25 protein-coding genes and 1 pseudogene are annotated in these 25,829 nt (G+C 63.6%); 14 read left to right on the plus strand and 12 right to left on the minus strand.

The window, feature by feature from the left end; genetic code table 11:
• Window positions 1–71, minus strand: a pseudogene (locus AC0L2J_RS25980) (succinyl-CoA--3-ketoacid-CoA transferase); the annotation flags it as partial.
• Between the two features lie 289 nt (window positions 72–360).
• Here AC0L2J_RS25980 and AC0L2J_RS25985 point away from each other — a divergent pair.
• A complete protein-coding gene (locus AC0L2J_RS25985) occupies window positions 361–2,289 on the plus strand; it encodes an AsmA family protein (protein WP_473394978.1) in 1,929 nt (642 codons plus the stop codon).
• Window positions 2,290–2,397: 108 nt separating this feature from the next.
• Here AC0L2J_RS25985 and dctA read toward each other — a convergent pair whose 3' ends face one another.
• Both dctA and AC0L2J_RS25995 read right to left on the minus strand, forming a co-directional pair.
• The gene (gene dctA / locus AC0L2J_RS25990; RefSeq protein WP_473394951.1) at window positions 2,398–3,783 is read right to left on the minus strand and encodes a C4-dicarboxylate transporter DctA; all 1,386 of its coding nucleotides are present in this window, start codon (window positions 3,781–3,783) and stop codon (window positions 2,398–2,400) included.
• Window positions 3,784–3,867: 84 nt separating this feature from the next.
• Window positions 3,868–4,941, minus strand: coding sequence for a 4-oxalomesaconate tautomerase (locus AC0L2J_RS25995; RefSeq protein ID WP_007614192.1), 1,074 nt, complete (start codon window positions 4,939–4,941; stop codon window positions 3,868–3,870).
• Window positions 4,942–5,055: 114 nt separating this feature from the next.
• Between AC0L2J_RS25995 and AC0L2J_RS26000 the strand changes: the two genes are divergently transcribed.
• The 5 genes from AC0L2J_RS26000 to AC0L2J_RS26020 all read left to right on the plus strand — a co-directional run bounded on the left by AC0L2J_RS26000 (window position 5,056) and on the right by AC0L2J_RS26020 (window position 10,700).
• Complete coding sequence (locus tag AC0L2J_RS26000; RefSeq protein ID WP_473394952.1) at window positions 5,056–6,036, plus strand: LysR family transcriptional regulator; 981 nt, start codon at window positions 5,056–5,058, stop codon at window positions 6,034–6,036.
• Between the two features lie 358 nt (window positions 6,037–6,394).
• Window positions 6,395–7,780: an ABC transporter substrate-binding protein gene (locus AC0L2J_RS26005; RefSeq protein ID WP_007614194.1), complete on the plus strand. Its 1,386-nt coding sequence runs from the start codon at window positions 6,395–6,397 to the stop codon at window positions 7,778–7,780.
• Between the two features lie 93 nt (window positions 7,781–7,873).
• Window positions 7,874–8,746 carry a carbohydrate ABC transporter permease gene (locus AC0L2J_RS26010; RefSeq protein WP_007614195.1) on the plus strand — a complete coding sequence of 291 codons (873 nt, stop codon included), beginning with the start codon at window positions 7,874–7,876 and terminating at the stop codon, window positions 8,744–8,746.
• Entirely contained in the window at window positions 8,743–9,594 is an 852-nt protein-coding gene (locus AC0L2J_RS26015; protein ID WP_007614196.1) for a carbohydrate ABC transporter permease, read from the plus strand. The genes AC0L2J_RS26010 and AC0L2J_RS26015 overlap by 4 nt, the downstream gene beginning before the upstream one ends.
• A gap of 113 nt (window positions 9,595–9,707) precedes the next feature.
• Complete coding sequence (locus tag AC0L2J_RS26020; protein WP_473394953.1) at window positions 9,708–10,700, plus strand: hypothetical protein; 993 nt, start codon at window positions 9,708–9,710, stop codon at window positions 10,698–10,700.
• Here the strand turns inward: AC0L2J_RS26020 and AC0L2J_RS26025 are convergent, their stop codons facing one another.
• Entirely contained in the window at window positions 10,701–11,198 is a 498-nt protein-coding gene (locus AC0L2J_RS26025; protein WP_063994803.1) for a DUF6622 family protein, read from the minus strand.
• A gap of 62 nt (window positions 11,199–11,260) precedes the next feature.
• Here AC0L2J_RS26025 and AC0L2J_RS26030 point away from each other — a divergent pair, with 62 nt between their 5' ends.
• Window positions 11,261–11,923, plus strand: coding sequence for a hypothetical protein (locus AC0L2J_RS26030; protein WP_473394954.1), 663 nt, complete (start codon window positions 11,261–11,263; stop codon window positions 11,921–11,923).
• The gene (locus AC0L2J_RS26035; RefSeq protein WP_473394955.1) at window positions 11,898–12,470 is read left to right on the plus strand and encodes a hypothetical protein; all 573 of its coding nucleotides are present in this window, start codon (window positions 11,898–11,900) and stop codon (window positions 12,468–12,470) included. Before AC0L2J_RS26030 ends, AC0L2J_RS26035 begins: the two co-directional genes overlap by 26 nt.
• Before the next feature lie 14 nt (window positions 12,471–12,484).
• Here the strand turns inward: AC0L2J_RS26035 and AC0L2J_RS26040 are convergent, their stop codons facing one another.
• The 5 genes from AC0L2J_RS26040 to AC0L2J_RS26060 form a co-directional block, all read right to left on the minus strand.
• Window positions 12,485–13,297 carry an ABC transporter permease gene (locus AC0L2J_RS26040; protein WP_063994800.1) on the minus strand — a complete coding sequence of 271 codons (813 nt, stop codon included), beginning with the start codon at window positions 13,295–13,297 and terminating at the stop codon, window positions 12,485–12,487.
• 4 nt (window positions 13,298–13,301) lie between these two features.
• Window positions 13,302–14,216 carry an ABC transporter permease gene (locus AC0L2J_RS26045; RefSeq protein WP_473394956.1) on the minus strand — a complete coding sequence of 305 codons (915 nt, stop codon included), beginning with the start codon at window positions 14,214–14,216 and terminating at the stop codon, window positions 13,302–13,304.
• A complete protein-coding gene (locus tag AC0L2J_RS26050) occupies window positions 14,213–15,382 on the minus strand; it encodes an ABC transporter ATP-binding protein (RefSeq protein ID WP_473394957.1) in 1,170 nt (389 codons plus the stop codon). Before AC0L2J_RS26050 ends, AC0L2J_RS26045 begins: the two co-directional genes overlap by 4 nt.
• Window positions 15,383–15,456: 74 nt before the next feature.
• Window positions 15,457–16,914: a glycerol-3-phosphate dehydrogenase gene (locus AC0L2J_RS26055; RefSeq protein WP_473394958.1), complete on the minus strand. Its 1,458-nt coding sequence runs from the start codon at window positions 16,912–16,914 to the stop codon at window positions 15,457–15,459.
• Between the two features lie 39 nt (window positions 16,915–16,953).
• On the minus strand, window positions 16,954–19,638 hold the full coding sequence (locus AC0L2J_RS26060; RefSeq protein WP_473394959.1) for a sensor domain-containing protein: 2,685 nt from the start codon (window positions 19,636–19,638) through the stop codon (window positions 16,954–16,956).
• 202 nt (window positions 19,639–19,840) lie between these two features.
• Here AC0L2J_RS26060 and AC0L2J_RS26065 point away from each other — a divergent pair, with 202 nt between their 5' ends.
• Window positions 19,841–20,944, plus strand: coding sequence for an NAD(P)/FAD-dependent oxidoreductase (locus AC0L2J_RS26065; protein ID WP_473394960.1), 1,104 nt, complete (start codon window positions 19,841–19,843; stop codon window positions 20,942–20,944).
• Between the two features lie 163 nt (window positions 20,945–21,107).
• Here AC0L2J_RS26065 and AC0L2J_RS26070 read toward each other — a convergent pair whose 3' ends face one another.
• A complete protein-coding gene (locus AC0L2J_RS26070) occupies window positions 21,108–21,287 on the minus strand; it encodes a YdcH family protein (RefSeq protein ID WP_007596254.1) in 180 nt (59 codons plus the stop codon).
• A 327-nt stretch (window positions 21,288–21,614) separates the two neighbouring features.
• Between AC0L2J_RS26070 and AC0L2J_RS26075 the strand changes: the two genes are divergently transcribed.
• The 3 genes from AC0L2J_RS26075 (at window position 21,615) to AC0L2J_RS26085 (ending at window position 22,431) form a co-directional block, all read left to right on the plus strand.
• Window positions 21,615–21,821: a YdcH family protein gene (locus tag AC0L2J_RS26075; RefSeq protein WP_007596255.1), complete on the plus strand. Its 207-nt coding sequence runs from the start codon at window positions 21,615–21,617 to the stop codon at window positions 21,819–21,821.
• A 116-nt stretch (window positions 21,822–21,937) separates the two neighbouring features.
• Window positions 21,938–22,156 carry a hypothetical protein gene (locus AC0L2J_RS26080; protein WP_007614210.1) on the plus strand — a complete coding sequence of 73 codons (219 nt, stop codon included), beginning with the start codon at window positions 21,938–21,940 and terminating at the stop codon, window positions 22,154–22,156.
• A gap of 23 nt (window positions 22,157–22,179) precedes the next feature.
• The gene (locus AC0L2J_RS26085) at window positions 22,180–22,431 is read left to right on the plus strand and encodes a hypothetical protein (protein ID WP_473394961.1); all 252 of its coding nucleotides are present in this window, start codon (window positions 22,180–22,182) and stop codon (window positions 22,429–22,431) included.
• On the opposite strand, the gene AC0L2J_RS26090 is transcribed toward AC0L2J_RS26085, so the two are convergent.
• Window positions 22,432–23,217 (minus strand): GGDEF domain-containing protein, encoded by a 786-nt coding sequence (locus AC0L2J_RS26090; protein ID WP_063994794.1) that lies wholly within the window; start codon window positions 23,215–23,217, stop codon window positions 22,432–22,434.
• Window positions 23,218–23,358: 141 nt separating this feature from the next.
• On the opposite strand from AC0L2J_RS26090, the gene purE reads away from it, so the two are divergent.
• Both purE and AC0L2J_RS26100 read left to right on the plus strand, forming a co-directional pair.
• Window positions 23,359–23,847, plus strand: a complete 489-nt coding sequence (purE, locus tag AC0L2J_RS26095) for a 5-(carboxyamino)imidazole ribonucleotide mutase (protein WP_007614214.1) — start codon at window positions 23,359–23,361, stop codon at window positions 23,845–23,847.
• Entirely contained in the window at window positions 23,844–24,950 is a 1,107-nt protein-coding gene (locus AC0L2J_RS26100) for a 5-(carboxyamino)imidazole ribonucleotide synthase (protein ID WP_063994793.1), read from the plus strand. The genes purE and AC0L2J_RS26100 overlap by 4 nt, the downstream gene beginning before the upstream one ends.
• Window positions 24,951–24,986: 36 nt before the next feature.
• On the opposite strand, the gene aqpZ is transcribed toward AC0L2J_RS26100, so the two are convergent.
• Window positions 24,987–25,709 (minus strand): aquaporin Z, encoded by a 723-nt coding sequence (gene aqpZ / locus AC0L2J_RS26105; RefSeq protein ID WP_007614217.1) that lies wholly within the window; start codon window positions 25,707–25,709, stop codon window positions 24,987–24,989.
• Window positions 25,710–25,829: the final 120 nt, after the last annotated feature.

The following is a 25,829-nucleotide window of genomic DNA, read 5'->3' on the forward strand; positions in this document are numbered from 1 at the left end:
GACATGATCATCATGCCGTCTTTCAGAACGCCCTCGAGAGCCGACTTGGCGTCGGGATAGACCTTGTTCATGCAAATTACCTTCGAGTGAACCTTCGGCTTGCAGGCGTCGCGCCTTAGTGGCGGCGATTATTAGGCGAAATCGTCCGAAGCCGTCAATGATACGGGGTTCTCCGCTCCGCCCCTGGGTGATAGAAGCTGCCCAAGCCGTGGGCGCAACCGTTCCCCCGGCCTTGAAAGCGACAAGAAAACCCATCAAGTTGCGGCACTTAACACAATAGGTCTTGGGCGTGGGGCGCGCAGGTTTCCCGGCCCGCCTTCTGGCTCCAGCGACCAACTCGATCAGGACATGCCATTGACCATGGCCCAAGGAATGAAGCGCCTCGGGACGCCGATCGCGGCGCTGCTCGGCGTGGCGCTGATCGCCCTGATCGCGACCTCATGGCTCATCAACCGCGACGCGCTGCGCAAGGCGGTGGAAACGCAGATCCGCGACGTCACCGGGCTCGAGGTCAACGTCGCAGGCGCGATCGACATTTCGGTGCTGCCGGCAAGCTACATCTCCTTCCATGACGTCGGCCTGAAGGGCGGCGGCACCAGCGATCCCGCGCTCCACGTCGACGTGCTCACCGCGAACCTGCGGCTACTGCCGTTGCTGCTGCAACGGTTCGAGATCGCCGACCTGACGCTGCTCCGGCCGCGCATCCATGTCAGCCTGAAGCCGGACGGCGAAAGCAACTGGACGCCGTTCATCCAGACCATCGCGCGCACCATGAAGCCCGGCGCCGAGAATCAAGTCTCGTTCTCCGAGATCCGGATCCAGGACGGCGTGCTCGATTACGAGGATGCCGCCACGCACGGCACCGAGAAGTTCGAGGACATCGACCTGTCGCTGGCCTGGCCCTCGATCTCGCGCTCCTTCGCTGCGACCGGACAATTCGACTGGCGCGGCGAACGGGTTGACGGCTCGATCAGCTTTTCCGATTTCGTCGCCGCGCTCTCCGGCGAGCGCTCGGGGTTGAAGGCGCGGATCGCGAGCGCACCGCTCAAGCTCGCCTTCGACGGCAGCGTCGCCAACCGCACCAGCCCGATGATGGAGGGCACGCTCACCATCGACAGCCCGTCCTTGCGCAACGCGCTACGCTGGACCGGCCAACCGCAGCCCGCCAGCGGCGGCTTCGGCCGCTTCGCGCTGAAGGCACGGGCCAATGTCGTCGGCGCGTCGATCGCGCTCACCAACGTCAATGTCGAGCTCGATGGGAACACCGCCGAGGGCGTGATGACCTACGCCAATAACGGCCGGCAGACGCTGCAGGCGACGCTCGCAGCCGACGCGCTCGACTTCACACCCTATATCTCGACCTTCCGCCTGCTCGCGAGCGGCGCGCGCGACTGGAACAGGCAGCTTTTCGATCTCAACGCCTTGTCGACCACCGACCTCGACATGCGCCTGTCGGCCGCCAAGCTGACGGTCGGGGCGTCGAAACTCGGCCGCACCGCGATCGGCGCGAATCTGCGCAACGGCACGCTGGCGCTCTCGGTCGGCGAGGCCCAGGTCTATGGCGGCATCGCCAAGGGCTCGTTCGGCATCGCGCGCTCCGACACCGTCGCCGACATCAAGGCGCAATTCCAGTTCACCGACGTCGACCTTCAGGCCTGCGCCTCCGAGCTGTTCGGTATCAACAAGCTGTCCGGGCGTGGCAACATCAACGTCTCGCTCCTCGCGTCCGGCTCGAGCCCGTTCGGCCTCGTGCAGTCGCTCGACGGCAGCGCCACCGTGACCGGGCATGACGGCGCGATCGCGGGCTTCAATGCCGAGCAGCTCCTGAAGCGGCTCGAGCGGCGGCCGCTGTCCGGTGGCGGCAATTTCCGCAACGGCTCTACCCCCTACGACAATCTCACCATCGCGGTGAAGTTCTCCGATGGCGTCGCCACCGCCGAGGACATCCGCGTCGAAGGACCGGCGGCGAAGATCACGATGACCGGCACCGCCTCGGTGCCGACGCGCGAATACGACATGAAGGGCGTGGCCAGCCTCAACAGCGCGTCGGGGTTCGAATTGCCCTTCGTGGTGCAGGGCCCCTGGGACGACCCCCTCGTCTTTCCCGATCCGGAAAGCCTGATCCGCCGTTCGCCGGCCTCTGCGCCCCTGCTCGACGTGCTGAAGGACCGCAAGCCGGGCGACGCGGTGCGCTCCGCGATCGAGCGCATCACCGGCACCGGGAAACGTCCCGCACCGGCCGAATCGCCGACGGCGGAGAACGCCAAGCAAGGCGCGAAGTCGAACTAGGCTTATAGACATCGCTCTTTCCGATTTCGGCAGCCCACACTCAACAAGCTCGACTTGCCAGCGGCTTGCCAACTGAATACTGCGGCCGATTTCATCCCAAAGGTGGAGTTAAGCGGCCGATTGCGTCGTCGAGATCCACGCCTTGTCCTCCTGCACCACTGCTCGCCCGCCGATCTTCGATCCGGCCGCGACGTTGAGAGTGCCACTCTGTCCCAGTTCGCGTGCCAACACCTCGCGATCACAAGCGCCCTCCCACAGCGAAACGGTGATAGCCGCGACGCAGTTGCTGATCATGCTGGTCAGCGCCCGTGCTTCCGACATGAAGCGGTCGATGCCGACAAGCAGCGCCACGCCTGCCACGGGCAGATCCGGCATGACGGAGAGAGTCGCGACAAGGGCAACGAAGCCGCTGCCGGTAACGCCGGCCGCGCCTTTCGACGTCAGCAGCATCAATCCGAGCATCGCCGCAATCTGCCCCCACGACAGGTGGATGTCGCAGGCCTGCGCGATGAAGATGGAGGCCAACGTGAGATAAATGGCGCTGCCATCAAGGTTGAAAGAATAGCCCATCGGCAATACCAGTCCGGACACGCCTTTTTGGCATCCGAGCTGCTCCAGCTTGCGCAGCGCCCCAGGGAGCGCCGGCTCCGACGATGACGTGCCAAGCACGATGAGCAGTTCTTCCTTGAAGTAGCGGATGGTCTTCCACAGGCTGAAACCGTTCAACCGCGCCAGCGTACCGAGCACGACGATCACAAAGACCGAGCAGGCGACATAGAATGTCAGGATCAGCAGTCCGAGCGAGCCGATCGAACGAACGCCGTAGCGGCCGACCGTGAAAGCCATGGCGCCGAAGGCACCGAGCGGGGCGAGCTTCATGACGAAGCCGAAGCACACAAACAGCACCTGTGAGAACGAGTCGATTGCCTTTGTCACGACGGCACCGCCGTCGCCGGCGCGGCTCAGCCCAAAGGCGACCAGGACGGAGACCAGCAGCACCGGCAGAACTTCACCATCGGCAAATGCTCCGAAGAACGAATGCGGGATAATGTGCAGCACGAAGTCCGCGAATCCGGACACGCCAGCTTGCTTGGTGAATTTCGCGGCCACCGACGGATCCAACGTGCTGGGGGAAACATGCATGCCCACGCCCGGCTGGATCCACGATACGGCGATCAGGCCTGCCAGCAATGCGAGTGCGGTCAAGAGGTAAAACAGCGCCATGGATTTCACCAGCGTGCGGGCAACCTCGCGGGAATCGCTGATGCTGTTGATGCCGCTCACGATGGTGCAGAACACGATCGGCGCGATCATCATCTTGACCAGCTTGACGAAGCCGTCTCCGAGGGGCTTCAGCGCGGCGCCGAATTCGGGCCAGAAATGGCCCATGAGGATCCCCAGCATGAGGCCAATCAAGACCTGGACGTAGAGAACCCGGTAGAATGGCTTTCGCACCTGAATGTTCGGGTGCCCGACCAGCGCTTCCTTCTGCATCTCTTATCTCTCCCATGGCTCTGAATTTTTGGCCCCGAATTTGTGGCTCTGATTTTTCTTGATGGCTTCGGAGGCGGCCCGGCTTCAGGCCGCCATGACTGAAAGAGGCACGTGCGACCGGCGAGCGAAGACGTGGCCCTCGAAGATTCGCCGGGCTGTCCGCTGCACCTTGGCAACTGGGCCGGGCTCCAGCCGAACCACGAGTTGGCCGGAGGGATGGGCAAGTGTGATCGTCACCGGCGGCGCCAGCAGTCCGACCATCTCTGCGGCGATCGTTCCGGGCGTCACACACGCGGTCGCGATCGCGACAGCGCCGGTCACAGCGAGTGCGCTATGGCAGTCGTGCGGCATGAAGTACCGGGTGTTCAACGTCGCCTCGACCGCGGGCGAAATCAGGACCGGTTTCGGAATCACCATTGACGGGGAATCCGGAAAACCCATCCGGCGTCCAGCCTCGATACGCAGGTTTTCGAGCCGCGCGCGGAAGTCGCCGTCGGCGAACGCCGAGGGTGCCTCACGGCCGGTCCATCCCATATCCGCCGCGCGGACCAGCATGACCGGCATGGCTGCGTCGATGCAGGTTACGTCCACCCCTTCGATGCGGTCGACCGGACGTCCCGTCGGTAGCAGGCGGCCGGTGCGTGCGCCGGCTGCGTTGGGGAACGACAGTTCAATAGGCGCGGCCGTTCCCGGTACACCGTCGATCTGCGCTTCGCCCTCATAGGTCACGCGCCCGCCGGGAGTGGCAACCGTCGCGTCAATCAGCTTGCCGGTATTGACATTGTGGATGCGCACATGGGTGCGATCTGCGGTAGCGGCGACCAATCCGGCTTCGATTGCGAACGGCCCTACCGCTGCCAGCATATTCCCGCAGTTCGGCGAAGTATCGACGATCCCTTCACGAATCCGTACCTGGGCAAAGAGGTAATCGACGTCGGCACCCGCGACGGATGCCGGTCCGACGATCGCAACCTTGTTGATGACGGCGTTGCCACCGCCAATTCCGTCGATCCCAAGATCGTGTCCCCCTCCCATCACCGACAACAAGATCGCATCCCGCAGCCTGGGTTCGGCTGGAAGATCGCTGGCCAGAAAAAACGGCCCGCGCGAGGTGCCCCCGCGCATTACTACGCATGGAATAGCGATCTGATCGTTCATGAGGCTCTTCCGTTCGGGAACTTTGCTCGAAGGAGATCATCCACCCGCCCAACTCTTTTGTGAAATGCAAATATCTGATGTATTATTCCGGTTATTGGTACAACGGAGTCTGCCATGAATGCAGAACTGCTCGACCTCAAGGCGTTCATCACCGTGGCGGAGATGGGCAGCTTCGTCCGCACCGCGAAGGCGCTGAACCTGTCGCAACCGGCGCTGAGCCGGCGCATTCAGAAGCTCGAAGAAAGCCTCGGCGCGCCGTTGCTCGAACGGTCCACGCGCCACGTCAACCTCACCATGACCGGCCGCGACTTCCTGCCAAAGGTGCGCCGCCTCATCGACGAGTTCGAAACGTCGGTGCTTGCCATCCAAGATATCGGTGCGCGAAGTTCAGGTGTTGTGTCGGTGGCCGCGGTGCCGACAGCAGTATTCTATTTCCTGCCACGAGCGATCGGCCGATTCGCCGAAGCGTATCCGCGCATCCGCATCCGGATTTTGGACATCGGCGCCAATGAAGGATTGGAAGCGGTCGCGCGCGGAGAGGCCGACTTCGGTATCAATTTCATCGGCGCTTCGCATGCCGAAATTGAATTTGAGAAACTGGTTGAAGACCCTTTCGTCCTGGCGTGCCGCCATGATCATCCTTTGGCATCCCGCAAGCAGGTGAGCTGGTCGGAGATAGTGCCACACCGTGTCATCACCGTGGGTCGCAACAGCGGCAATCGCGCATTGATCGACAACGCGATGGCGCGGCACGGCTTGCAGCTCAACTGGACCTACGAAGTCGCTCACCTCTCCGGTTCGCTTGGCTTGGTCGAAGCGGGACTGGGCGTCGCGGTGCTACCGAGGCTCGCGACGCCAGCCGCCGGCCATCCGATCATCCACACCATTCCGTTGGTCGAGCCGGAGGTATCGCGGACGATCGGAATCGTGCGTAGGCACGGTGCGACCCTATCTCCACATGCAAGCCAGCTCCTCAAAATGCTTCTCGAGGCATGGCGCTCTCCCTTAGGAACGAGTGGGCAAGGCAAGCCGCGTCCCCGATCCGCCGGGGCAAGCTCGAATGCTGCTTCGATGGGTCTGAAGCGGAAACGCTGACAATTCGCCGCGGCGCGCTGCCTAAATTGTTCCTGCCCCTGTCGTGTTCTCAAAGGCATTTCTGTATCACCGCCGGAGCACCGCGGCGCGGCCGGTTGCGTTGCCTTGGGCCGTCACACCGCTTACAACAGCCGGATCTTTCGGCAATCCGGCGGATGATGGGGTGAAGCCGGGATGCCCAGAGCGAATTAATTGCCACGAATTGATGCAGCCTTTAGATCGATGCGCACATTAAGCATCTCCACAGGGCGATCCCCCACGACCTATGTCTGACAACAAGCCGCTAGATCGTACCACGGCCATGCGCTAGTGTTTTATACGACCGGTTAAAAACACCGGCCGTTTGAGGGAGAAAAACGTGAAATCCAAGGTTATTGGCGCAGTATCACTGGCGGTCGCTGCGGCCGGGCTGTTCGCAGCCGCTGCACCCGCATTTGCGCAGCAGAAGACGATTACGGTCTGGTGGGGCAAGGGCTTCTACCGCTCCGAAGACGACGCGCTGCTTGATACGATCAAGAAGTTCGAAGCCAAGACGGGAATCAAGGTCGAATTGTCGCAGTACGCGATCCAGGACATGATTCCGAAGACGGTCGCGGCGCTCGATGCCGGCACCGTGCCCGACGTCGCCTATTCCGACTCCTATGACGTCCAGGCGCAGGGCAAGTGGGCCTACGAGGGCAAGCTCGAGGACCTCTCGGATATCATGGAGCCGATCAAGGGCCGGTTCGTGCAGAACACGCTGGACGCCTCGATCCTCTACAACGACGTCACCAAGAAGAAAGCCTATTACGGCTTCCCGCTGAAGCAGCAGAGCATGCACGTCCAGATCTGGAACGACATGCTGGAGAAGGCCGGCTTCAAGCTCGCCGACATTCCGACCGACTGGGCGGGGTACTGGACGTTCTGGTGCGATAAGGTGCAACCCGGAATCCGCAAAGCCACCGGCCAGCGCATCTACGCCGTCGGCCAGCCGATGGGCGTGGAATCCACCGACGCCTTCCAGTCGTTCTACACCTTCATGGACGCCTACCACGTCAAGCTGGTCGATGACGACGGCAAGCTCACGGTCGACGATCCCAAGGTCCGCGAGAACCTGATCAAGGCCATGAAGGACTACACCGACACCTACATCAAGGGCTGCACGCCGCCGTCCTCCACGACCTGGAAGGATCCGGACAACAACGTCGCGTTCCACAACAAGACCATCGTGATGACCCACAACTTCACGATCTCGATCGCGGCTAAGTGGTACGAGGACTCGCAGAACCAGGCGCTCACGCAAGAGCAGCGCGACGCCGGCAAGAAAGCCTATGAACAGGACATCATCACGGCGTCCTTCCCGAAGGCGCCGGATGGGTCGACCATCCGCTACCGCTCCGACGTCAAGACCGGGCTGGTGTTCAGCGTGGCCAAGAACAAGGCCGAGGCCAAGCAATTCATCAGCTTCCTGCTCCAGGAAGAGAACGTCCGGCCCTATATCGAGGGCGCGCTCGGCCGCTGGTTCCCGGTGACGAAGGAAAGCCAGGCCAGCCCGTTCTGGCAGGCCGACAAGCACCGCAAGGCGGTCTACGCCCAGTTCACGGGCGGCACCGCGCCGTTCGACTTCACCAAGAACTGGAAGTTCACGATTCTCAACAACGAGAACGTGTGGGCCAAGGCGATGAACCGGGTGGTCAGCGAGAAGGTTCCGGTCGACAAGGCCGTCGACGAACTGATTGCCCGCATCAAGCAGGTCGCGGGTTAAGTCATCGCCCCTCGCCCCGCCCTGCGGGTGAAGGTATAAGAACAGTACCGGCCGCGGTTTGCGGCCGGCAACTCTTTGAAGAGTCCAAAAAGAATGGCGATTACGCTCTCTGGTGATCAGTCGATCCCCGCACCGCCCTTGTCGTCGCGGCTGACCCCGACGCAAATCTGGGGCATCGTGCTGCTCGCACCCTATTTGCTCGTTTTCCTCGCCTTCGTCGTCTACCCCGTCTGTTACGGGCTATGGCTGGCGCGCGCTCCGTCGAATTATGTCGCGCTCTATAACGACCCGATCTTCGCGCGCGCCGCCGTCAACACGCTTATCTTCCTGGTCATCGGCATCAATATCAAGATGCTGATCGCGCTGTTCCTGTCCGGCTTCTTCGCGCAGCAGCGCACCTGGATCAGATGGCTCTCGGTGGTTTTCATCCTGCCCTGGGCGGTGCCGTCGATCCCGACCATCCTGTCGGTGCGCTTCATGTTCAACCCCGAATGGGGCATGGTGAACCACTTCATCTTCTCCTTGACCGGCGATGACGGCCCGAATTGGCTGAACGACCCGACCGTGGCGCTGACTATGGCGATCGCCGTCCACATCTGGAAATCGCTGCCGTTCTGGACGCTGATCCTGATGACCGGACGGCTTGCGATCGCGCAAGATCTGTTCGAGGCCGCCGAGGTCGATGGCGCCAGCTGGTGGCAGAAATTCCGTTACATCACCTGGCCGTCGCTGCAGATGCTCTACATCACCTGCACGCTGCTCTCGATGATCTGGACGCTCGGCGACTTCAACAGCGTCTATCTGCTCACCGGCGGCGGCCCGGCCGACCTCACGCACGTGTTGTCGACGCTCGGCATCCGCTATCTTCGGCTCGACCAGCTTTCGCTCGCGATGGCCTCCATCGTCTGCGCGATACCGTTCGTCCTGCCGCTGATGTACTTCATGATGAAACGGTTGTCGCGATGAAGCTTCCCTCTCTCCGTGACGTCGCGACCGAGGCGCGGCTGCTCCTGATCGGCATTCCCGTCCTGCTTTGGACGATGATACCGATCTATCACATGTTCCTGTTTGCGATCTCGCCGAAGGAGGACGCGTTCTCGGGCAAGCTGTGGCCGGATCATCCGACGCTGCACAACTTCGAAATCGTGTTCAAGCAGCAGCATTATTTCCTGCGCGACTTCTACGTGCAGTTCTGGAATTCGCTGGTGATCGCGGCGGCCGTCGGCGTGCTGACGCTGGTCATCGCGACCGCGGCGGCGTTCTCGATCTCGCGGCTGCGCGTGCCCGGCGGGCGCATCGTGATGAACCTCGCGCTGTTCACCTATTTCATCCCGGCGGCGTTCCTCGCGGTGCCGATGTATCGCACCATGGGCAATTACGGCCTGCTCAACAATCATTGGTCCCTGATCCTGGCGATGGTGACGATCGCCAGCCCTTATGCGATCTGGGTGCTCAAGCAGGCCTCCGACAAGCTGCCGGTCGAACTGGACGAGGCCGCCGTGATGGACGGCGCGACGACCCTGCAGATCTTCCGCCTGGTCTATTTGCCGCTGATGATGCCCTCGCTGGTCGCGATCGGCACCTATGCGGTGCTGCTCGCCTGGAACGAATACCTCTACGCGTTCCTGCTGCTCTCGAACGACCGCGAGCTCACGCTTCCCGTCGCGCTCGGCAACTTCCTGGCCGCCGACGACTCGCCGTGGGAGCTGCTGATGACGACCGGCTTCATCTACGCGCTGCCGCCGGCGGCGATCTACTACGCCTTTCGCCGCTACATGGTGGGCGGGCTCACCGCGGGTGCGGTGAAGTCCTGACGCAGCAGGACAGGTCGGGACGCCGCAAGCACGGCGCTCGCGCAGACTAGCGGACAATTGCCAGTTGTCCGCGCCTGCTCTAACTTGCAGCCCGCAAAGCCAGCGGGCTCATCATGCGCAGCAACGATGCACTCCATCTCGGCCTGATGCTCGGGGCGCTTGCCGCGTCCTATCTGGTGCCGTTCGAGCTGTTGCTGCTGGCCTATGTCGTGCTCGGCCCAGCGCATTATTTCACCGAGATCTCGTGGCTGCATGATCGCAGCTACTATCTGCCTCACCGCGGGATTGCCGCTGTCCTGGCGATTGTCGCCGTGGTCGCGGCCCTGATCGACAACGCGTCATGGTTCGGCTCCGCAATGTGGGGCGCGCTGGTCGTATGTGCCATGCTGGCAGCCACCACCTCGGCGATCGAAAGCATGCTGCTGTTCATGGCGGCCATCGCGCTGTCCGCGATCATGTATTCGAGCGGGTCGTCACTCGCGGTCATCGGCATCCTGATTCCGACCTTGATCCACGTCTGCCTGTTCACGCTGATCTTCATGGTGCTCGGTGCCTACCGGTCCGGCAGCCGCGTGCAGGCCGCGCTGGTGGCCGTCTACCTCGTCGCGATCGCCACGATCCTGCTGGTGCCGCCCACCGCCGAAATCCGGATCGCGAGCTTTGCCCGCGTCGGACAGGATTACTTCGGCAATGTCGGTCCGGCCCTCGGCCGGCTGTTCGGCGTGCCCGGGCTCGTCCTCGACGTCAGGCTGACCAGCCTGCTCGCCTTCGTCTACACCTATCATTATCTGAACTGGTTCATCAAAGCCGACGTGATCCGCTGGACCGCTGTGCCAAAGGCGCGGCTGGCGGCGATGGCCGGCGCCAGCGCCGTCTCCACCGCGCTGTACTTCTACGACTACGCCTTCGGCTTCACCTTCCTGCTGGCGCTGAGCCTGATCCACATCCTGCTCGAATTTCCGCTCGACAGCCTTGCGCTGCGGCAGCTTGGATCCGCCGTCCACGGCGCGGTACGCGCGCGATTCGCGGAGCCCGCCGCGGCTTCCGCGACGCGATCGCGTTCTACAGGCACCAAGACTATGAAACGCGCATCCCGGTCACATTGATCATGCCACCGCGCTCTTGCGGCGATACGCGATCAGAAGCGCGATCGTCGAGCCGATGAAATAGCCGGCGGTCGCGCCCGAAATGGCGCGGCCGGCGATGAAGGCCACCGCGCGATCGCCCGCATCGATCGCCGAGATCACGCCAACCGTGTACTGCAGAGAGAACACGACGAGGTTGCGGACCAGCGCAAACGCGCTGCCGGGACGAATGATCTCCCCGGTCGTGTGATCGACATCGAACGGACGCGGCGTCAGCACGCCGAGCGGCAGTAGCGCCAGTGCCGCCGCGATCCAGGCGATCAGCGGCCACGTGCCGTCCTGATGTCCAAAGCCGATCCGTGAGACGCCCCAGACGATGAACACGGCCGGCACGATCAGCGCGCGCGAGATCGGCGTTCTGCGCGGCTGCATCGCCTTGATGCCCTGCCAGACCAGATAGGCAAGCAATGCGAAGACCCAGAGCGGCGTATGAGTGATGATGCCGAGCGCGAACTTCATGATTGACTTTCGTCACTATGCCTGACCGAGGCGGAACGATAAAAATCAGATTGACAACCTAAGTGTGCGCGCACGATATTCTCTATCTATTGTCGGTACCGCGTATTTACCCATCCATTTGCCTGACGGATAGCGAAATGCTGCTTCGCAGAGTGATGAGATTTGCCGCAATTGTGCTGATTCTGTCGGGCGGGAGCTTGGCCTACGCGCAGCAGCTTCCTGAAAATCCGACTCCAAGCGCCACCGCGACGGCTCCAGGCCTCAACCAGGAGCGCATCACCAACGCACCGCCACCGTCGGGATCATCATCCACAGGAACGGAGGCCGCCAAGACCGTGCAGCCTCAAGGCTACGTCACCTACAAGACGCCCTATGAATTCTGGTTAACCGGCCTCGCGATCGCATTGGTGGTCGCCATGGCAATCCTGCTGTGCGTGATGGCGGCGATCAGCAAGCTCACGCAGGAATTTTACAAGGCCTTCCTGATCCTTCTCGTGGTTTTTGCCGCACTGTTCCTGATCGTCGCCGGTTACACCGACACGCAGACAGCGCCCGTATTCAGCCTTCTCGGCACGATCGTCGGATATATTTTCGGCAAGTCGACGCCGGGAGCGATCGAAGAATCCTCAAGCCGTCCGCCGGCTCCAGATACTGCCAACGAGGCTCTTCCCAATCAACCTGCACCACCGGCAGGCGGCAATGCCGCGCCGGCAGCAAGAGGTTAACGTCGGACAAGAGGGTATCGTCATGGACTGCTTACGCACCGCCATAACAACCGCCGGCCTCATTCTGATCCTGTCGACGCAGATCGCATCAGGTCAATCGGCCCCGTCAGTCGGAAATCTCGGCTTGCGTGCTCCCAATCTGCAGACCACGATTGAGAGAAACGCGATCAGGCCTGATCTGGCGCCGCACGTATTCTCTCCCAATCTGCCGACTTTGGCGCCAGGCCACACGTCCCCCGGCGCCACGATGGGTACGAATGTCGCTGCGTCTCTTCCGTCTCGGCTGCTGGCCGACCCCGTAGTCGGCGCAACGAGCGTCGGATTCTACAACGATGCCGGTCAGCCGCTCGGCTTTCAGTTCATTGTCGGCGGCGTGGCGCAAAGGATCGAACTGGCGCCCCGCCAGGTCCTGACGGTCGACGCTGCCAGCGGCGATCTCAAGGCCATCGTTGGGACGGGAAATACCGACTTCCAAACCGTGTTGGCACGCGGCAAAATCTACATCTTGCGCGCCGACGGAGCCAAATGGGTGTTGGCCGCTTTCTGAGAGGCAGGCCTTTCTCACAACGGCGCCGCGCTCTCGCCCTGCGAGCTCGACAATTTCGAGGCGAGCGAGGCGATCACGATGACGACCGCGATCAAGGCGATCACCAGCGTGCAGATCGCGTTGATCTCGGGCTTCACCCCCAGCCGTACCTCTGAATAGATCCGGATCGGCAGCGTCGCGGAGCCCGGGCCGGTGGTGAAGCTCGCGATCACGAGATCGTCCAGCGACAGCGTGAAGGCGAGCATCCAGCCCGCGACGATCGCGGGCGCGATCAGCGGCAGCGTCACAGCCACGAACGCGCGCACGGGGTCGCAGCCGAGATCCATCGCGGCCTCTTCCAAGGAGCGGTCGAGCGAGCCGAGGCGGGACTGCACGACGACGGCGACGAAGCACATCGTCAGCGTGGTATGGGCGATCGTCACCGTCCAGAAGCCCCGCTCGGCGTTCAGCGCCACGAACAGCAGCAATAGCGACAATCCGGTAATCACCTCCGGCATCACCAATGGCGCATAGAGCATGCCGGAGAACAGGGTGCGGCCGCGAAACCGCTCGCCGCGCGACAGCGCCAATGCGGCGAGCGTGCCGATCAGGGTCGCAATGGTCGCCGACGAAAACGCGACGCGCAGGCTCATCCAGGCCGCCTCGATCATGGCGCGGTCATTGAAGAACTCGTGATACCAGCGCAGCGACCAGCCGCCCCACACCGTCACCAGCCGCGAGGCATTGAAGGAATAGATGACGAGGATCAGGATCGGCAGATAGAGGAAGGCCAGACCCAGCGCGAGCGAGGCGACGTTGAAGCGGGACAGGCGGGAGACCTTGCGCATCGCCTCACCGCCCCTGTTCCAGCTGCCGCTTCTGCAGCCGTTCATACAGCAGCAGCGGGACCAGCAGCACCACCAGCAGCACGATGGCCGCGGCGGAGGCGACCGGCCAGTCCTTGTTGGTGAAGAATTCTAGCCACAAGGTCTGGCCGATCATCAGGGAATTGGAGCCGGCCAGGAGATCCGGAATGACGAACTCGCCGACGATGGGGATGAAGCACAGCAGCACGCCGGCGCCGATGCCGGGCAGCGACAGCGGGAAGGTGACGAGCCAGAACACCTGCCAGCGCGGTGCGCCGAGATCGGAGGCGGCCTCCTCCAGCACCGGCTCCATTTTGGCCAGCGTGGCGTAGAGCGGCAGGATCATGAACGGCAGGTAGGAATAGACGATGCCGATATACATCGCGCTGTCGGTGGAGAGCCACACCACCGGCTGACTGACCAGATGCAGCGCCAGCAGGATCTGGTTGAGCAGCCCGTCATGCTGGAGGATGTTGATCCAGGCATAGATGCGGATCAGGAACGAAGTCCAGAACGGCACGATCACCAGCACCATCGCCACGGCCTGCCAGCGCGCCGGCAGCCGCGCCATGCCGTAGGCGATAGGATAGCCGATCAGAAGCAACAGCGCGGTCGCGGTGACGGCGACGGTGAGGCTACGCACATAGGCGAACACGTAGATGTCGTCGGAGACGAGCAGCCGGAAATTGTCGATCGACAGCGCGGCAAAGGCGGCCTTCAGCGCCCCCCATCCCGCCATCAGGTCGAACACCGGCTCGTAAGGCGGCTGCGCGATCGCCGTCTGCGACAGGCTGATCTTCAGCACGAAGCCGAACGGCACCAGGAAGAACAGCACCATCCAGACATAGGGCGCGATCGCGGCAAGTCGAGCCGGTCGCGCAAAAATGCGGCGCGCGCTCATGAGGGCAGCACCACGCAGTCGTCGGGCGTAAACCAGGCGACGACAGGCTGGTTCAGGCTGTAGGCGTCGACGTCAAGGCGCGCGCTGTTGGTGACCGAGGCCTGCAGCATCCCTCCGGCATCGAGCTTCACCTTGTAAGTGGTGGTTCCGCCGAGATAGCAGATGTCGGCGATCACGCCGTCCAGCTGGTTGATCGCCGTTTCATGACCGGCTTCCCTCACCGGACCACGGCGCGACAGCTTGATCTTCTCGGGGCGGATCGCAACCGATAATCTGACCTCACCGAACGGCTCGCGCGGCTCCGCCACAACCAGCGGTCCCGCATCACGCGTGCCGATGACCAGACGATGACCGTCGCGTAATTTGGACTCGGCGTCGAACAAATTGATGTCGCCGACAAACTCCGCGATCCAGCGCGAGCGTGGCGCCTCGTAGAGCTCGCGGGGACTCGCCACCTGCGCGAGCTTGCCGTCCCTCATTACGCCGATCCGGCTCGCCATCGTCATCGCCTCTTCCTGATCGTGGGTGACGATGATGAAGGTCATGCCGAGCCGGCGCTGAAGCTGCATCAGCTCACCTTGGGTGCTTTCGCGCAGCTTCTTGTCCAGCGCTGCGAGCGGCTCATCGAGCAGAAGGAGCTGCGGGCGTCGCGCCAGTGCGCGCGCCAACGCCACGCGCTGGCGCTGCCCTCCGGAGAGCTGATCGGGCTTGCGCTTCTCGAGCCCATCGAGCTTCACCAGCGCAACCATCTCCGCGACGCGCGTGGCGATGTCGGCGCGTGCCATGCCGGCGCGCTTCAGGCCGAAGGCGATGTTGTCGCGCACCGACAGGTGCGGAAACAGCGCGTAGTTCTGGAACATCATGTTGATCGGCCGCTCATGCGGCAGCGCCTGCGCGATGTCCTTGCCGCCGAGCAGGATGCGCCCTTGATCCGGCGCTTCGAAACCGGCGAGCATGCGCAGAAGCGTGGTCTTGCCGCAGCCGCTCGGGCCGAGCAGTGCAAAGAACTCGCCGGCCTTGATGTCGAGCGACACGCCGTCGACGGCCCGGAACGTCCCGAACGTCTTGGCGACGCCCTCGATGCGCAGCAGCGGCTCGCCTGCCGTGAACTGCGTCTCTCCGACCGCATCCGCGGCGGCGTCTGTTCCGGGCAATTCGTCAGTCATGTCCCTGCCAACCCCAATCCCGCCGCACGCTAGCGGCCGATCGTCCCTCACTCAACCGGTTAGAGGCGGTTCGTTCACGCATTCGCCATGAACGCGGCCAGCGCATCGCATTCCTGCGCTGACATCGTCAGGCCGAGCTTGGAGCGGCGCCACAGGATGTCCTCGGGAAAACGCGCCCATTCGTGGGCCATGAGATGGCGCACCTCGGCCCCAGTCAGTTCGGGACCGAAGGTGGGGCCGAGATCGTCCCGGGTCTTCGCCTCGGCAAACACAGCCGATAGCCGCGAGCCATAGGCCGCGACGAGGCGTTGGGCCTGCGTCTCCGAGAGAAAGCGCCAGCGGTCACGCGCAAGATCGACTTCGATGTCGAAACGATCCCAGGCAAAATCTCCGCCCGGTAGCGCCACGCCTGCGGTCCAGGGCGGCGACATCGGATAGAACGGCGTCAACTTCGTCACCGCACGCTCCGCCCGCAGGCGCGAGGTGGTGACGTCACCCCCGAACATCGTGATCAGCGGCGCCTTGCGCCGGCGCGCGTGGAACAGCGTCGTGCCATCACGCCCGCGCGCGGACGCCAGCGTCAGGTTGACGCCGGAGACCGCGCGCACCACGTCGGTCGGGGCAACGCGCTCGCGGAAATAGCGACTGGCCGCTTCGCAGAGATAGCTGACGTCGGCACCCGGCATCGCGACGATCGCGGGATCGCCGGTGAAATCGTGCGTGACTGTTCCGATCAGGGTGAAATCGCGATCGAGGGGACTCGCGAAGATCAGCCGGCCATCGCTGTTCTGGAAGACGTAGACGTTATCGAAATCAAACAAGCGCGGGACGATGATCTGGCTCATCTGCATCGCCGCCATGGCGGGTTGCGGCTGCCGCAGCACGGTCTCGGCGACCATCGACGTCCAGCCGCCGGTGGCGTTGGCCAGTGCCCGGGCCGTGATCGTGCGACGATGGCCGCGGTCGACCACCGCGAGCCGCCATGTGTCGGTTCGATCGGCGCGCACACAGCGCGCTCCGGTCCGAATCACGGCGCCGCGCTCGGCCGCATCCAGTGCCGTGAGCACCACCAGTCGGGAATCGTCGACGACGCAGTCAGAATATTCGAAGGCCGTGCCGAACGGTCGTTTCAGCGCGTTGCCGACCGGATGATGCGTGATGTCGAGGGTCGCGGTTGCAGGCAGGCCGCTCCGGCTTGTGAGGCTGTCGTAGAGGAGCAGCCCGACGCGCAGCAGCCATGTTGGACGCTCGTCGGAATGCGCCGGGATCACGAAGCGCATCGGCCGAACCAGATGCGGCGCGATCCGGAGCCAGGTCCGGCGCTCGGCGAGCGCCCGGCGCACCCGTCGGAAGCCACGCCGTTCCAGCACCGAGAGATCGCCATGGATCAACCGCGGTGTTGCCGAGGACGCCGCGCCGCCCAAATCGCCCTGCTCCAACAGGATGACTCGCAGGCCGCGGCCTGCGGCATCGCGCGCGAGGCTGACACCGTTCAGGCCGCCGCCGATGATCGCAAGGTCGTAGTCCGCCATGAGGCCGTCGTATGGGAGCAAAGGAAGCGCCCACCATGACTAGCCGGTCTTGAGCGCAAGCTCCATGACTTCGGCGCGACCGACGAGGCCGGCATATTGCCCGATCGGCAGGGGCTTGCCGAGCAGATAGCCCTGCACGCCATCACAGCCTTCTTCGGCGAGGAAGACGAGTTGTTCCAGCGTCTCGACGCCCTCGGCGACGATCGACATGTCCAGGCCATGGCCGAGATCGATCACCGCGCGCACGATCGCCGCCGATTGCGGGTTGCGGCCGAGATTGATGATGAAGGCGCGGTCGATCTTGATCTTGTCGAACGGGAACGCCTGGAGATAGCTCAGCGAGGAATAGCCGCTGCCGAAATCGTCCATGGAAATGCGCACGCCGAGTGCCTTGAGCCGGCGCAGCAGCGCAAGACCGCGATCGAAGTCCTCGATCAGCACGCCCTCGGTGATCTCGAGCTCGAGCCGGCCGGGTGCGAGACCCGTCTCGAGCAGGATGGAATGGACGAGCCCGACCACGTCGCCGTGCATGAACTGGGCCGGCGACAGGTTGACCGCGATTTGAAGCGGCTTCGGCCAGGACGCGGCCTCGCGGCAGGCCTCGCGCAGGATCCACTCGCCCATCTCGACGATCAGGCCGCTTTCCTCCGCGATCGGGATGAATTCGGCCGGGGAGACCTGGCCGCGCACCGGATGCTGCCAGCGCGCCAGCGCCTCGAAGCCGATGATCTCGCTCTCGGCGACGCTGTGGCCCGCTGCTCCCTGCGGCTGGAAGGCGAGCGAGAGCTCGCCGTTCTTGATCGCCACCGAAAGGTCCTGGTGCAGCACGCGGCGATCGCGGATCTGCTGGTCCATCTCCGGCTGGAACAGGCTGATCGTGCCGCGCGATTTCTGCTTGGCGCGGAACAGCGCCGCGCCGGCATTGGCGAGCAACGAGGCGGCGTCGGCGCCGTTGTGCGGGAAGATCGACATGCCGGTGGTGACGCCGGCGCGGACCGGGCGGCCCTCGATCTGGAATTCCTTGGCGATCGCAGCACCGATCTGCTGCGCCAGGGCGAGACCTGCGTCCGGCTGTTTGCCGTCGATGATCAGGCCGAACTCGTCGCCGGACAGGCGCGCCACCACGCCGCCGCGCGCGGAGTCCTGGAGCCGCTGGGCCACCTCGACCAGGAGCTTGTCGCCGTGCGCATGACCGAAGACGTCGTTGACCTCCTTGAGTCCGTCGAGATCGACGCACAGAACCGCGAACTCCTCGCCGGTGCCCTCGCAGGCCTCGATCATCTGGGTCAACGCCTGCAGGAAAGCGGCACGGTTCGGCAAATCGGTGAGGCCGTCGTGATAGGCCATGTGCGCCATGCGCGACTCGGTCTGCCGGCGATCGGTGACGTCCTCGTGGGTCTTGATCAGATATTGCGGCTCCCCGGTGTCGCTCAGCACGGTGGCGCGGCGGGTGAGGAACAGCCGCAGCCCGTCCTTGGTGGAGATCGGGTGCTCTTCGGTGATCATCCCACGCTTCTTGATCGCGGCTTCGTCGCGCGCGATGATCAGCTTGGCTTCCTTGGGATTGAAAATGTCGGACGCGGTCAGGCCCGTGGCTTCCTCGCGCCTGCGGTTGAGGATCGTCTCAGCGCTGCGGTTGGCGAGCAGGTAGCGGCCGTCCTTGACCTGCTCGACGATCAGCGCCACCGGGATGTTATCGACCACGAGCTCCAGGAACTTCTTCGTGCTCTCCAGCTCCTGCGACAGCGAGCGGCGGTCGGTAATGTCCTCGAAAACCACCAGCAGGAATTCAGGCTTGTTGCTCTCGTTGCGGACCACGATCCGGATCGAGGCCACCATGCGCTGGGTCGCGCCGCGCTCGACCTCGAATTCGTTGCGGTACTGGCCGGCGGGCGCGATCAGCGCCGCCCGATCGGTCGCCTCGATGCTGGCCGCCGATTTCGGCCCGAACAGCTCGCGCGCGTTCTTGCCGACAACCTGGTCCCGCGAAAATCCCCAGAAGCGCTCATAGGCGCTATTGGCGAAGATGTAGCGACCATCCTCGATGTTCTTCGCGGCCACGCAGGCCGGCACGTGGTCCAGCAATGTTTCCAGGAACTGCTTGGTGGAGGCGAGCTGCCGCGATAGCTTGCGCTGCTCGGTGACGTCCAGATGCGTCGCCACCGAGCCGCCGTTGGGCAGCACGAAATACTTCACCAGGATGGCCCGCCCGTCCGGCAGTTCGGTGATCAGGCCATTCGGGCTTGCCGCCTTCTCGTAGAACTCATCGTCGGAAGCACCGAGCACCCCTCGCTGGCGCCGCAGCTCGAGGATGTCGTGGCCGGTCATGCCCGCCCAGATGTCCGACCGCATCAAGCCGTAGATATCGAGATAGCGATCGTTGCAGAAGATGATGCGCCGCTGTGCATCCGTCATCACCACGCCCTGGTTGAGATTGTTCATGGCGGAGGAGACAAAGGCATTGCGCCGCAGCTGCAGACGCCTGGTCCGGCGCAGCGAGGAATGGATCCACAGCGCGATCGCGACGAGGAACGAGCAGATCACGACGCCCGCGATCAGGGCTTCCCAGATCACGTCGGGATTGAGCTCGCCGAGATAGCTCGGAGGAGTGAAGCTGTCGGAGAGGGCAAAGGCGCGCGCAGGCGCCACCGCTGCGGCCAAGCACACGACGGCCTGCACCGCAATCGGAAGCGCGCTGCCCGCGTGCCAGTTCTTCTCAGCCATCAGCCACCCGCGATTTCAACGTCGGATTGTCTGGTCTCGCGGGTTTGGATCGGGTAAACGCCTGTACGCGCAACGGAAAAATGTGGCATCAAATACGGCAATTGCCCTGACATGATAAATTCTTCCTTAACGGAAAACGCCCCCGCGCCGCCCTCCCCAGGCGTGAGGCCATCGTCGCTTCGAGCGGACGTCCTGCACAACCATGGATAGGGTCGATTGCGTCGTCATCGGAGCCGGCGTGATCGGGCTCGCGGTGGCTCGAAAGCTGGCGCAAGCCGGGCGCGAGGTGATCGTGCTCGAGCAAGCCGAGGCCATCGGCACCATCACCTCCTCGCGCAACAGCGAGGTGATCCATGCCGGCATCTACTATCGCGCCGGAAGCTGGATGGCGCGCATGTGCGTCGACGGCAAGCCCGCGCTCTACCGTTACTGTTCCGAGCGCGGCATCCCGCACAGGAATTGCGGCAAGCTGATCGTCGCGACCAATCCGAAAGAGACCGAGAAGCTGCAATCGATCAAGGCGCATGCCGAGGCCAACGGCGTGCTCGACATCCAGCTGCTCGCGGGCGATGCGGCACGTGCGCTGGAGCCGGCGCTCGCCTGCGACGCCGCGCTGCTGTCGCCGTCGACCGGCATCATCGACAGCCACGCCTACATGCTCTCGCTGCGCGGCGAAGCCGAGGATGCGGGCGCGGCCTTCGCGTTCCACACCCCGCTGATCCGTGCCAAGGCGACCGCCGGCGTCATCGAGATCGAGGCGGGCGGCGAAGCGCCGATGACCCTGCAATGCAGCCTCCTCGTCAACGCCGCCGGGCTCTCGGCGACCACGGTGGCGCGCAACATCGAGGGCATGCCGCTGGATCGGATCCCGACGGCCTACCTCGCCAAGGGAAACTACTTCAGCTGCAATGCCAGGGCACCGTTCTCGCGCCTGATCTATCCGGTGCCAGAGCCCGGTGGCCTAGGAGTGCATCTGACGCTGGACATGGCAGGGCAGGCCCGTTTCGGCCCCGACGTCGAGTGGATCGAGACCATCGACTATGAGGTCGACCCGTCACGCGCCGAGCGCTTCTATCCGGCGATCCGCAAATACTGGCCGACGCTGCCTGACGGCGCGCTCATGCCGAGCTATTCGGGCATCCGCCCGAAGATCGTGCCGCCGGCGGTGGCCACGCAGGATTTCTTGATGCAGGGCCCGCGCGATCACGGCGTCGAAGGCCTGATCAATCTGTTCGGCATCGAGTCGCCCGGATTGACGTCGTCGCTCGCGATAGCGGATCACGTCGCCGAACTCGCAAATAGCTAGTTTCGAGGCGAAGGGGATTCTGGGTGCGCTTAAAGAACCGCGTCCAGGCAAGAAGCTAGAGCCGCGCAAATCCTTGCACGTGGGCGCCTCGCAGCAGGGATGAGCGCAAAGGCTCCCATCCCCGCGGAAAGGGTGCGATCAACTCTACGCTGTTACGGGGTTACTAGTGGAGCGTGTCGCCGTGCCTGAGACGCTCGATCTGGTCCTTGACCATCAACTTCCGGCGCTTCAACTCAACAATTTGCAGGTCGTCTGTTGAAAGGTGCACGAGAGCTTCGTGCAATTCGTTTTCGAGAGTTTTGTGCTTCCGTTCCAATTCAACCAGATGTGCCTGAATTGTCATTCGAAACCTCCTCGGTAGGGGTGAACCTTGGATTCGACCGGACGACGAAGTGTACATCACCGATTCGTTCTGTCGATGGGTATCCGTCGTCGCAGTGTCATTTTTGAAAATACATATGTAACGAAGCGTGAGTAAGGGAACCACGCGGGAAAAATCCGTGATATCAATGCGCTTGCGCAACGCCGGAGCGACCGCAGAAATATCTCGCGGGAGATCGACGCGGGACAGCCGGAGATCGCTTGCGATCACGGCGCGCAAGGACGATAGTTTCCACAGGGCATCCACAGCCTTAATCTCACGCCTATCGGTTTTTCGGCCACCGCAGACATGACCAATGAAGATGCGCGCGAACTCGAATCCGAGCTCGCCCGGTTGCACCAGGAACACCGAGATCTCGATGTGGCGATCGATGCACTGCATCAATCGCCCGCCCCCGACCTGTTGCGGTTGCAGCGGTTGAAGAAACGCAAGCTGTTGTTGCGTGACCGTATCGCGTTCATCGAAGACCAGATCACGCCCGACATCATCGCCTGATCCACAGGTAGAACTTGGCGGCCCCCCCGGCACGTAAATCCGCTTGACTCGAAAGGAACAAAATAAGAACATTTGAGCACCCAAGCCCCCGGGGAAACCGTCCAAGGAACACGCAGATGTCGGCAACCGCCCTTCTCGACAACAGCCATTATGAACAAGCCTGCGATCAGGCGATCGCGATGTGCGACGGCAATCTGCGCAGCACCATCAAGGCGCTGATCATGGCCAATGAATATCTGGAGGCCGAGCTGGAGGAATTGCAGGCGGCGGTTTCCGCCGGGTGCATTCCGGAGACCTCGCGCAGCAAGATGCGGAGCAAGAGCAGCGCCGCCTGAGCTGTCAGCTATCGGAGCCGACCATGTCCGATGTCACTTATTACGTTGCATTACCCTTCCTGACCGACGAGGACGGATCGCCGGTCGCAGGTGCGGCCGAGGAATGCCAGAGCGCGGCGGCCGCGCTACGGCGCGCCGAGATTATGTCGCACGGCGCCGGCCACATCGGCGCCGTCGCGTTCAGCCGCAGCGGCGATCCCATGACCGGCGAATTCGGTGACGCCAAACTGCTCCGCAGCTTCGGCGACGTACCGAAAGACCTCGGCACGCTTTGACTAGCTGCTGACGAGCCTGATGCGCGGCTCGTGCCGCCGGTGCGCCTTGCGCACGTACATCGCGGCATCGGCCTCCTCCAGGGCGCGCGCGGCGTCGGACTGCACCCCAAGCAGGGCAACGCCGGCGGAAGCGCCCGCGCTCACGTGCTGGCCTCGAAAGACAAAGGACAATTCGTCGATAGCCTGCTCGAAGGCTGCGGCCTTCGCCTTGGCGTCGGTCTCGCTGAGATTCCAGAGCAGCAGCGCGAACTCGTCGCCCCCGAGCCGGCCGACCACGTCGGAGGCGCGGATCTGCCGCGTCAGCGTGGTGGCAATCGCCTTCAGCACCTCGTCGCCGGCCGCATGGCCGAAGGAATCGTTGATCGGCTTCAGCCGATCGACGTCGAGCACGATCAGCGCGCCGCTGGCACGGTAGCGCTTCATGTAGGCGACGGCGCGTGCGAGCTCGCGTTCGAAGCCGCGCCGGTTCGGAATTTCCAGCAAGAAGTCGGTGTCGGCGGCAGCCTCCAGCTCCGCGACCCGCCGCAGCGCCCCCTTGAGCTTGCTCCGGAGCTCGCGGATGGTCGCGTTGATGGCCGGCTTGATAGCCGCCTTAACGGCCGGCTTGGCGCCGTCATCGGCAGACGCTTCGCGCCGCGGCGGTCCGGTCGGACGCCGCGCCGGACGCTTAGCGGGACTCTCGGGCGGCCTCTTGGCCCGACGCTTGAGAGCAACTTTGGATCGACCGGCGCTGGTTTTCGGGCCCTTTTTGGCCTTCGCAGCGCTCGCCCTTTTTGGTTTCTTCATGGGCATCCTGCTCAATGAAGGCTTGCGGGGATTCACCAAGACAGGATAGTGCATTCCCTTCTCCTTGCCACCGCCTTGCGAGCCACCGGCCGGAACCGCTAATCTGGCCTATCTTCCTGTTTTTCGAGCACAATTCACGTCATGACCGCGCCGATCGCCATCATCATGGGAAGCCAGTCGGACTGGGACACGATGCGGCATGCCGCCGATACGCTCGCAGGACTCGGCGTTGCCGCCGATACCCGCATCGTTTCGGCACACCGCACCCCCGACCGGCTGTTTACGTTCGCCAAAGGCGCCAAGACGGCTGGCTACAAGGTCATCATCGCCGGCGCGGGTGGCGCAGCCCACCTGCCCGGAATGGCGGCGGCGCTGACGGAACTGCCCGTGTTCGGCGTCCCCATTGAATCCAGGACGCTCAAGGGTATCGATTCGCTCTATTCGATCGTCCAGATGCCCGCAGGCATCCCGGTCGGCACCCTCGCCATCGGCAAGGCCGGTGCCATCAATGCGGCGCTGCTGGCGGCTGCCGTGCTGGCCTTGTCCGATCCGGCCTTGTCCGACCGCCTCGCCGCCTGGCGCAAGGCGCAAACCGAGGCCGTGGCCGAGCGTCCGGAGGACAAGGCGTGACTGACGCAAAGCAGGTGAAGCTGAAACCCGGCGACACCATTGGCATCCTCGGCGGCGGACAATTGGGGCGGATGCTGGCCATGGCGGCGGCCCGGCTCGGCCTGCGCTGCCAGGTGTTCTCGCCCGATCCGGACTCACCGGCCTTCGACGTCGTCCTGAATGCGACCTGCGCCGAATATGCCGATGTCGAAGCACTCGAGCTGTTCGCCAACGACGTCGACGTCATCACCTACGAATTCGAGAACGTGCCGTCCGCAGCAGCGATGGTGCTGGATGCTCGCCGCCCGGTGCTGCCCAACCGCAAGATCCTCGAGACCACCCAGGACCGGCTCGCCGAGAAGGATTTCGTGACGCGGCTGGGCATCGGCACCGCAGCCTATGCCGACGTCACCTCGGTCCCCTCATTGCGCGAGGCGATCGCCAGGATCGGCCTTCCGGCGGTGCTGAAGACCCGCCGCTTCGGCTATGACGGCAAGGGCCAGGCCATCATCCGCGAGGGCGACGACATCGCGAAAGTGTGGACCAGTCTCGCCACCAAATCGGCGATCCTGGAAGCCTTCGTGCCCTACGAGCGTGAGATTTCCGTGATCGCCGCCCGCTCGGCCACAGGCCAGGTCGAGTGTTTCGACGTCACCGAAAACGAGCACCGCGACCACATCCTGAAGATCTCCCGTGCGCCCGCGCGGATCCCGGACGTGCTCGCCGAGGAAGCGCGCAGCATCGCCGGCAGGATCGCGGGCGCGCTCGATTATGTCGGCGTGCTTGCCGTCGAGATGTTCGTGCTCGCCAACGGCAGCGGACCCAAGGTGCTGGTCAACGAGATCGCTCCGCGCGTGCACAATTCCGGACACTGGACGCTCGACGGTGCGTCCGTCTCGCAGTTCGAGCAGCACATTCGCGCCATTGCCGGCTGGCCTCTCGGCAAGCCCGTGCGCCACGGCGAAGTCGTCACCATGACCAATCTGATCGGCGACGAGATCAACGAATATGACAAGTGGCTGAGCGTGCCGGGCGCGACCGTGCACATCTACGGCAAGGGCGCGCCGCGTCCGGGCCGCAAGATGGGCCACGTCACCGAAGTGCGACCCACGACCGGGAATTAACGGGACCGCGGCGCATGCCGCGATCCCGCTTTGCAGTTACGCCGTCTTTGCGCCCGCGACGACGCCGGTGGGTTCGTCGCTGAGCCAGCGATAGATCACCCCGCCCAGCGCGCCGCCGATCAGAGGCGCGACCCAAAACAGCCAGAGCTGCGACAGCGCCCAGCCGCCGACAAACAGCGCTGGCCCTGTGCTGCGCGCCGGGTTCACCGAGGTGTTGGTGACGGGGATGCTGACGAGATGGATCATCACCAGCGCGAGCCCGATCGCCAGCGGCGCAAAGCCCACCGGCGCGCGGCCGTGGGTGGCGCCCATGATGATGAACAGGAACATCATGGTCATGACCACCTCGGTGAGGAAGCAGACGATCATGCTGTACTGGCCAGGAGAATGGGCGTCGTAGCCGTTGGACGCGAACCCTTTGCTGACGTCGAAGCCGGAAGCTCCGCTTGCGATGACGTAGAGCAGCCACGCGGCCACGATCGCGCCGGCGACCTGTGCGATCACATAAGGCAGGATCTGTCCGGCCGGAAAACGTCCGCCGGCAGCAAGACCGACAGTGACGGCCGGATTGAGATGGCAGCCCGAGATGTGGCCGATCGCATAGGCCATGGTGACCACGCTCAGCCCGAATGCGAAGGAGACACCGACCAGGCCGATACCGACCTGCGGAAAGCCGGCTGCGATCACAGCACTTCCGCAACCTGCGAATGTAAGCCAAAAGGTGCCGATAGCCTCGGCTGCGTATTTCTTCATATCCATGTGTCGTCCCCTGCTTGCAAAGATTCCGGAACAAAGCCCCGGAAACGGCCCCACCCTTGGCGTCAAATCTCCCAAATCAGGGCCGCACAGAGGTATTTTGCCTCATTTAATGGCTGAACT

It is taken from the genome of Bradyrhizobium sp. MV1.5, from assembly GCF_055807615.1.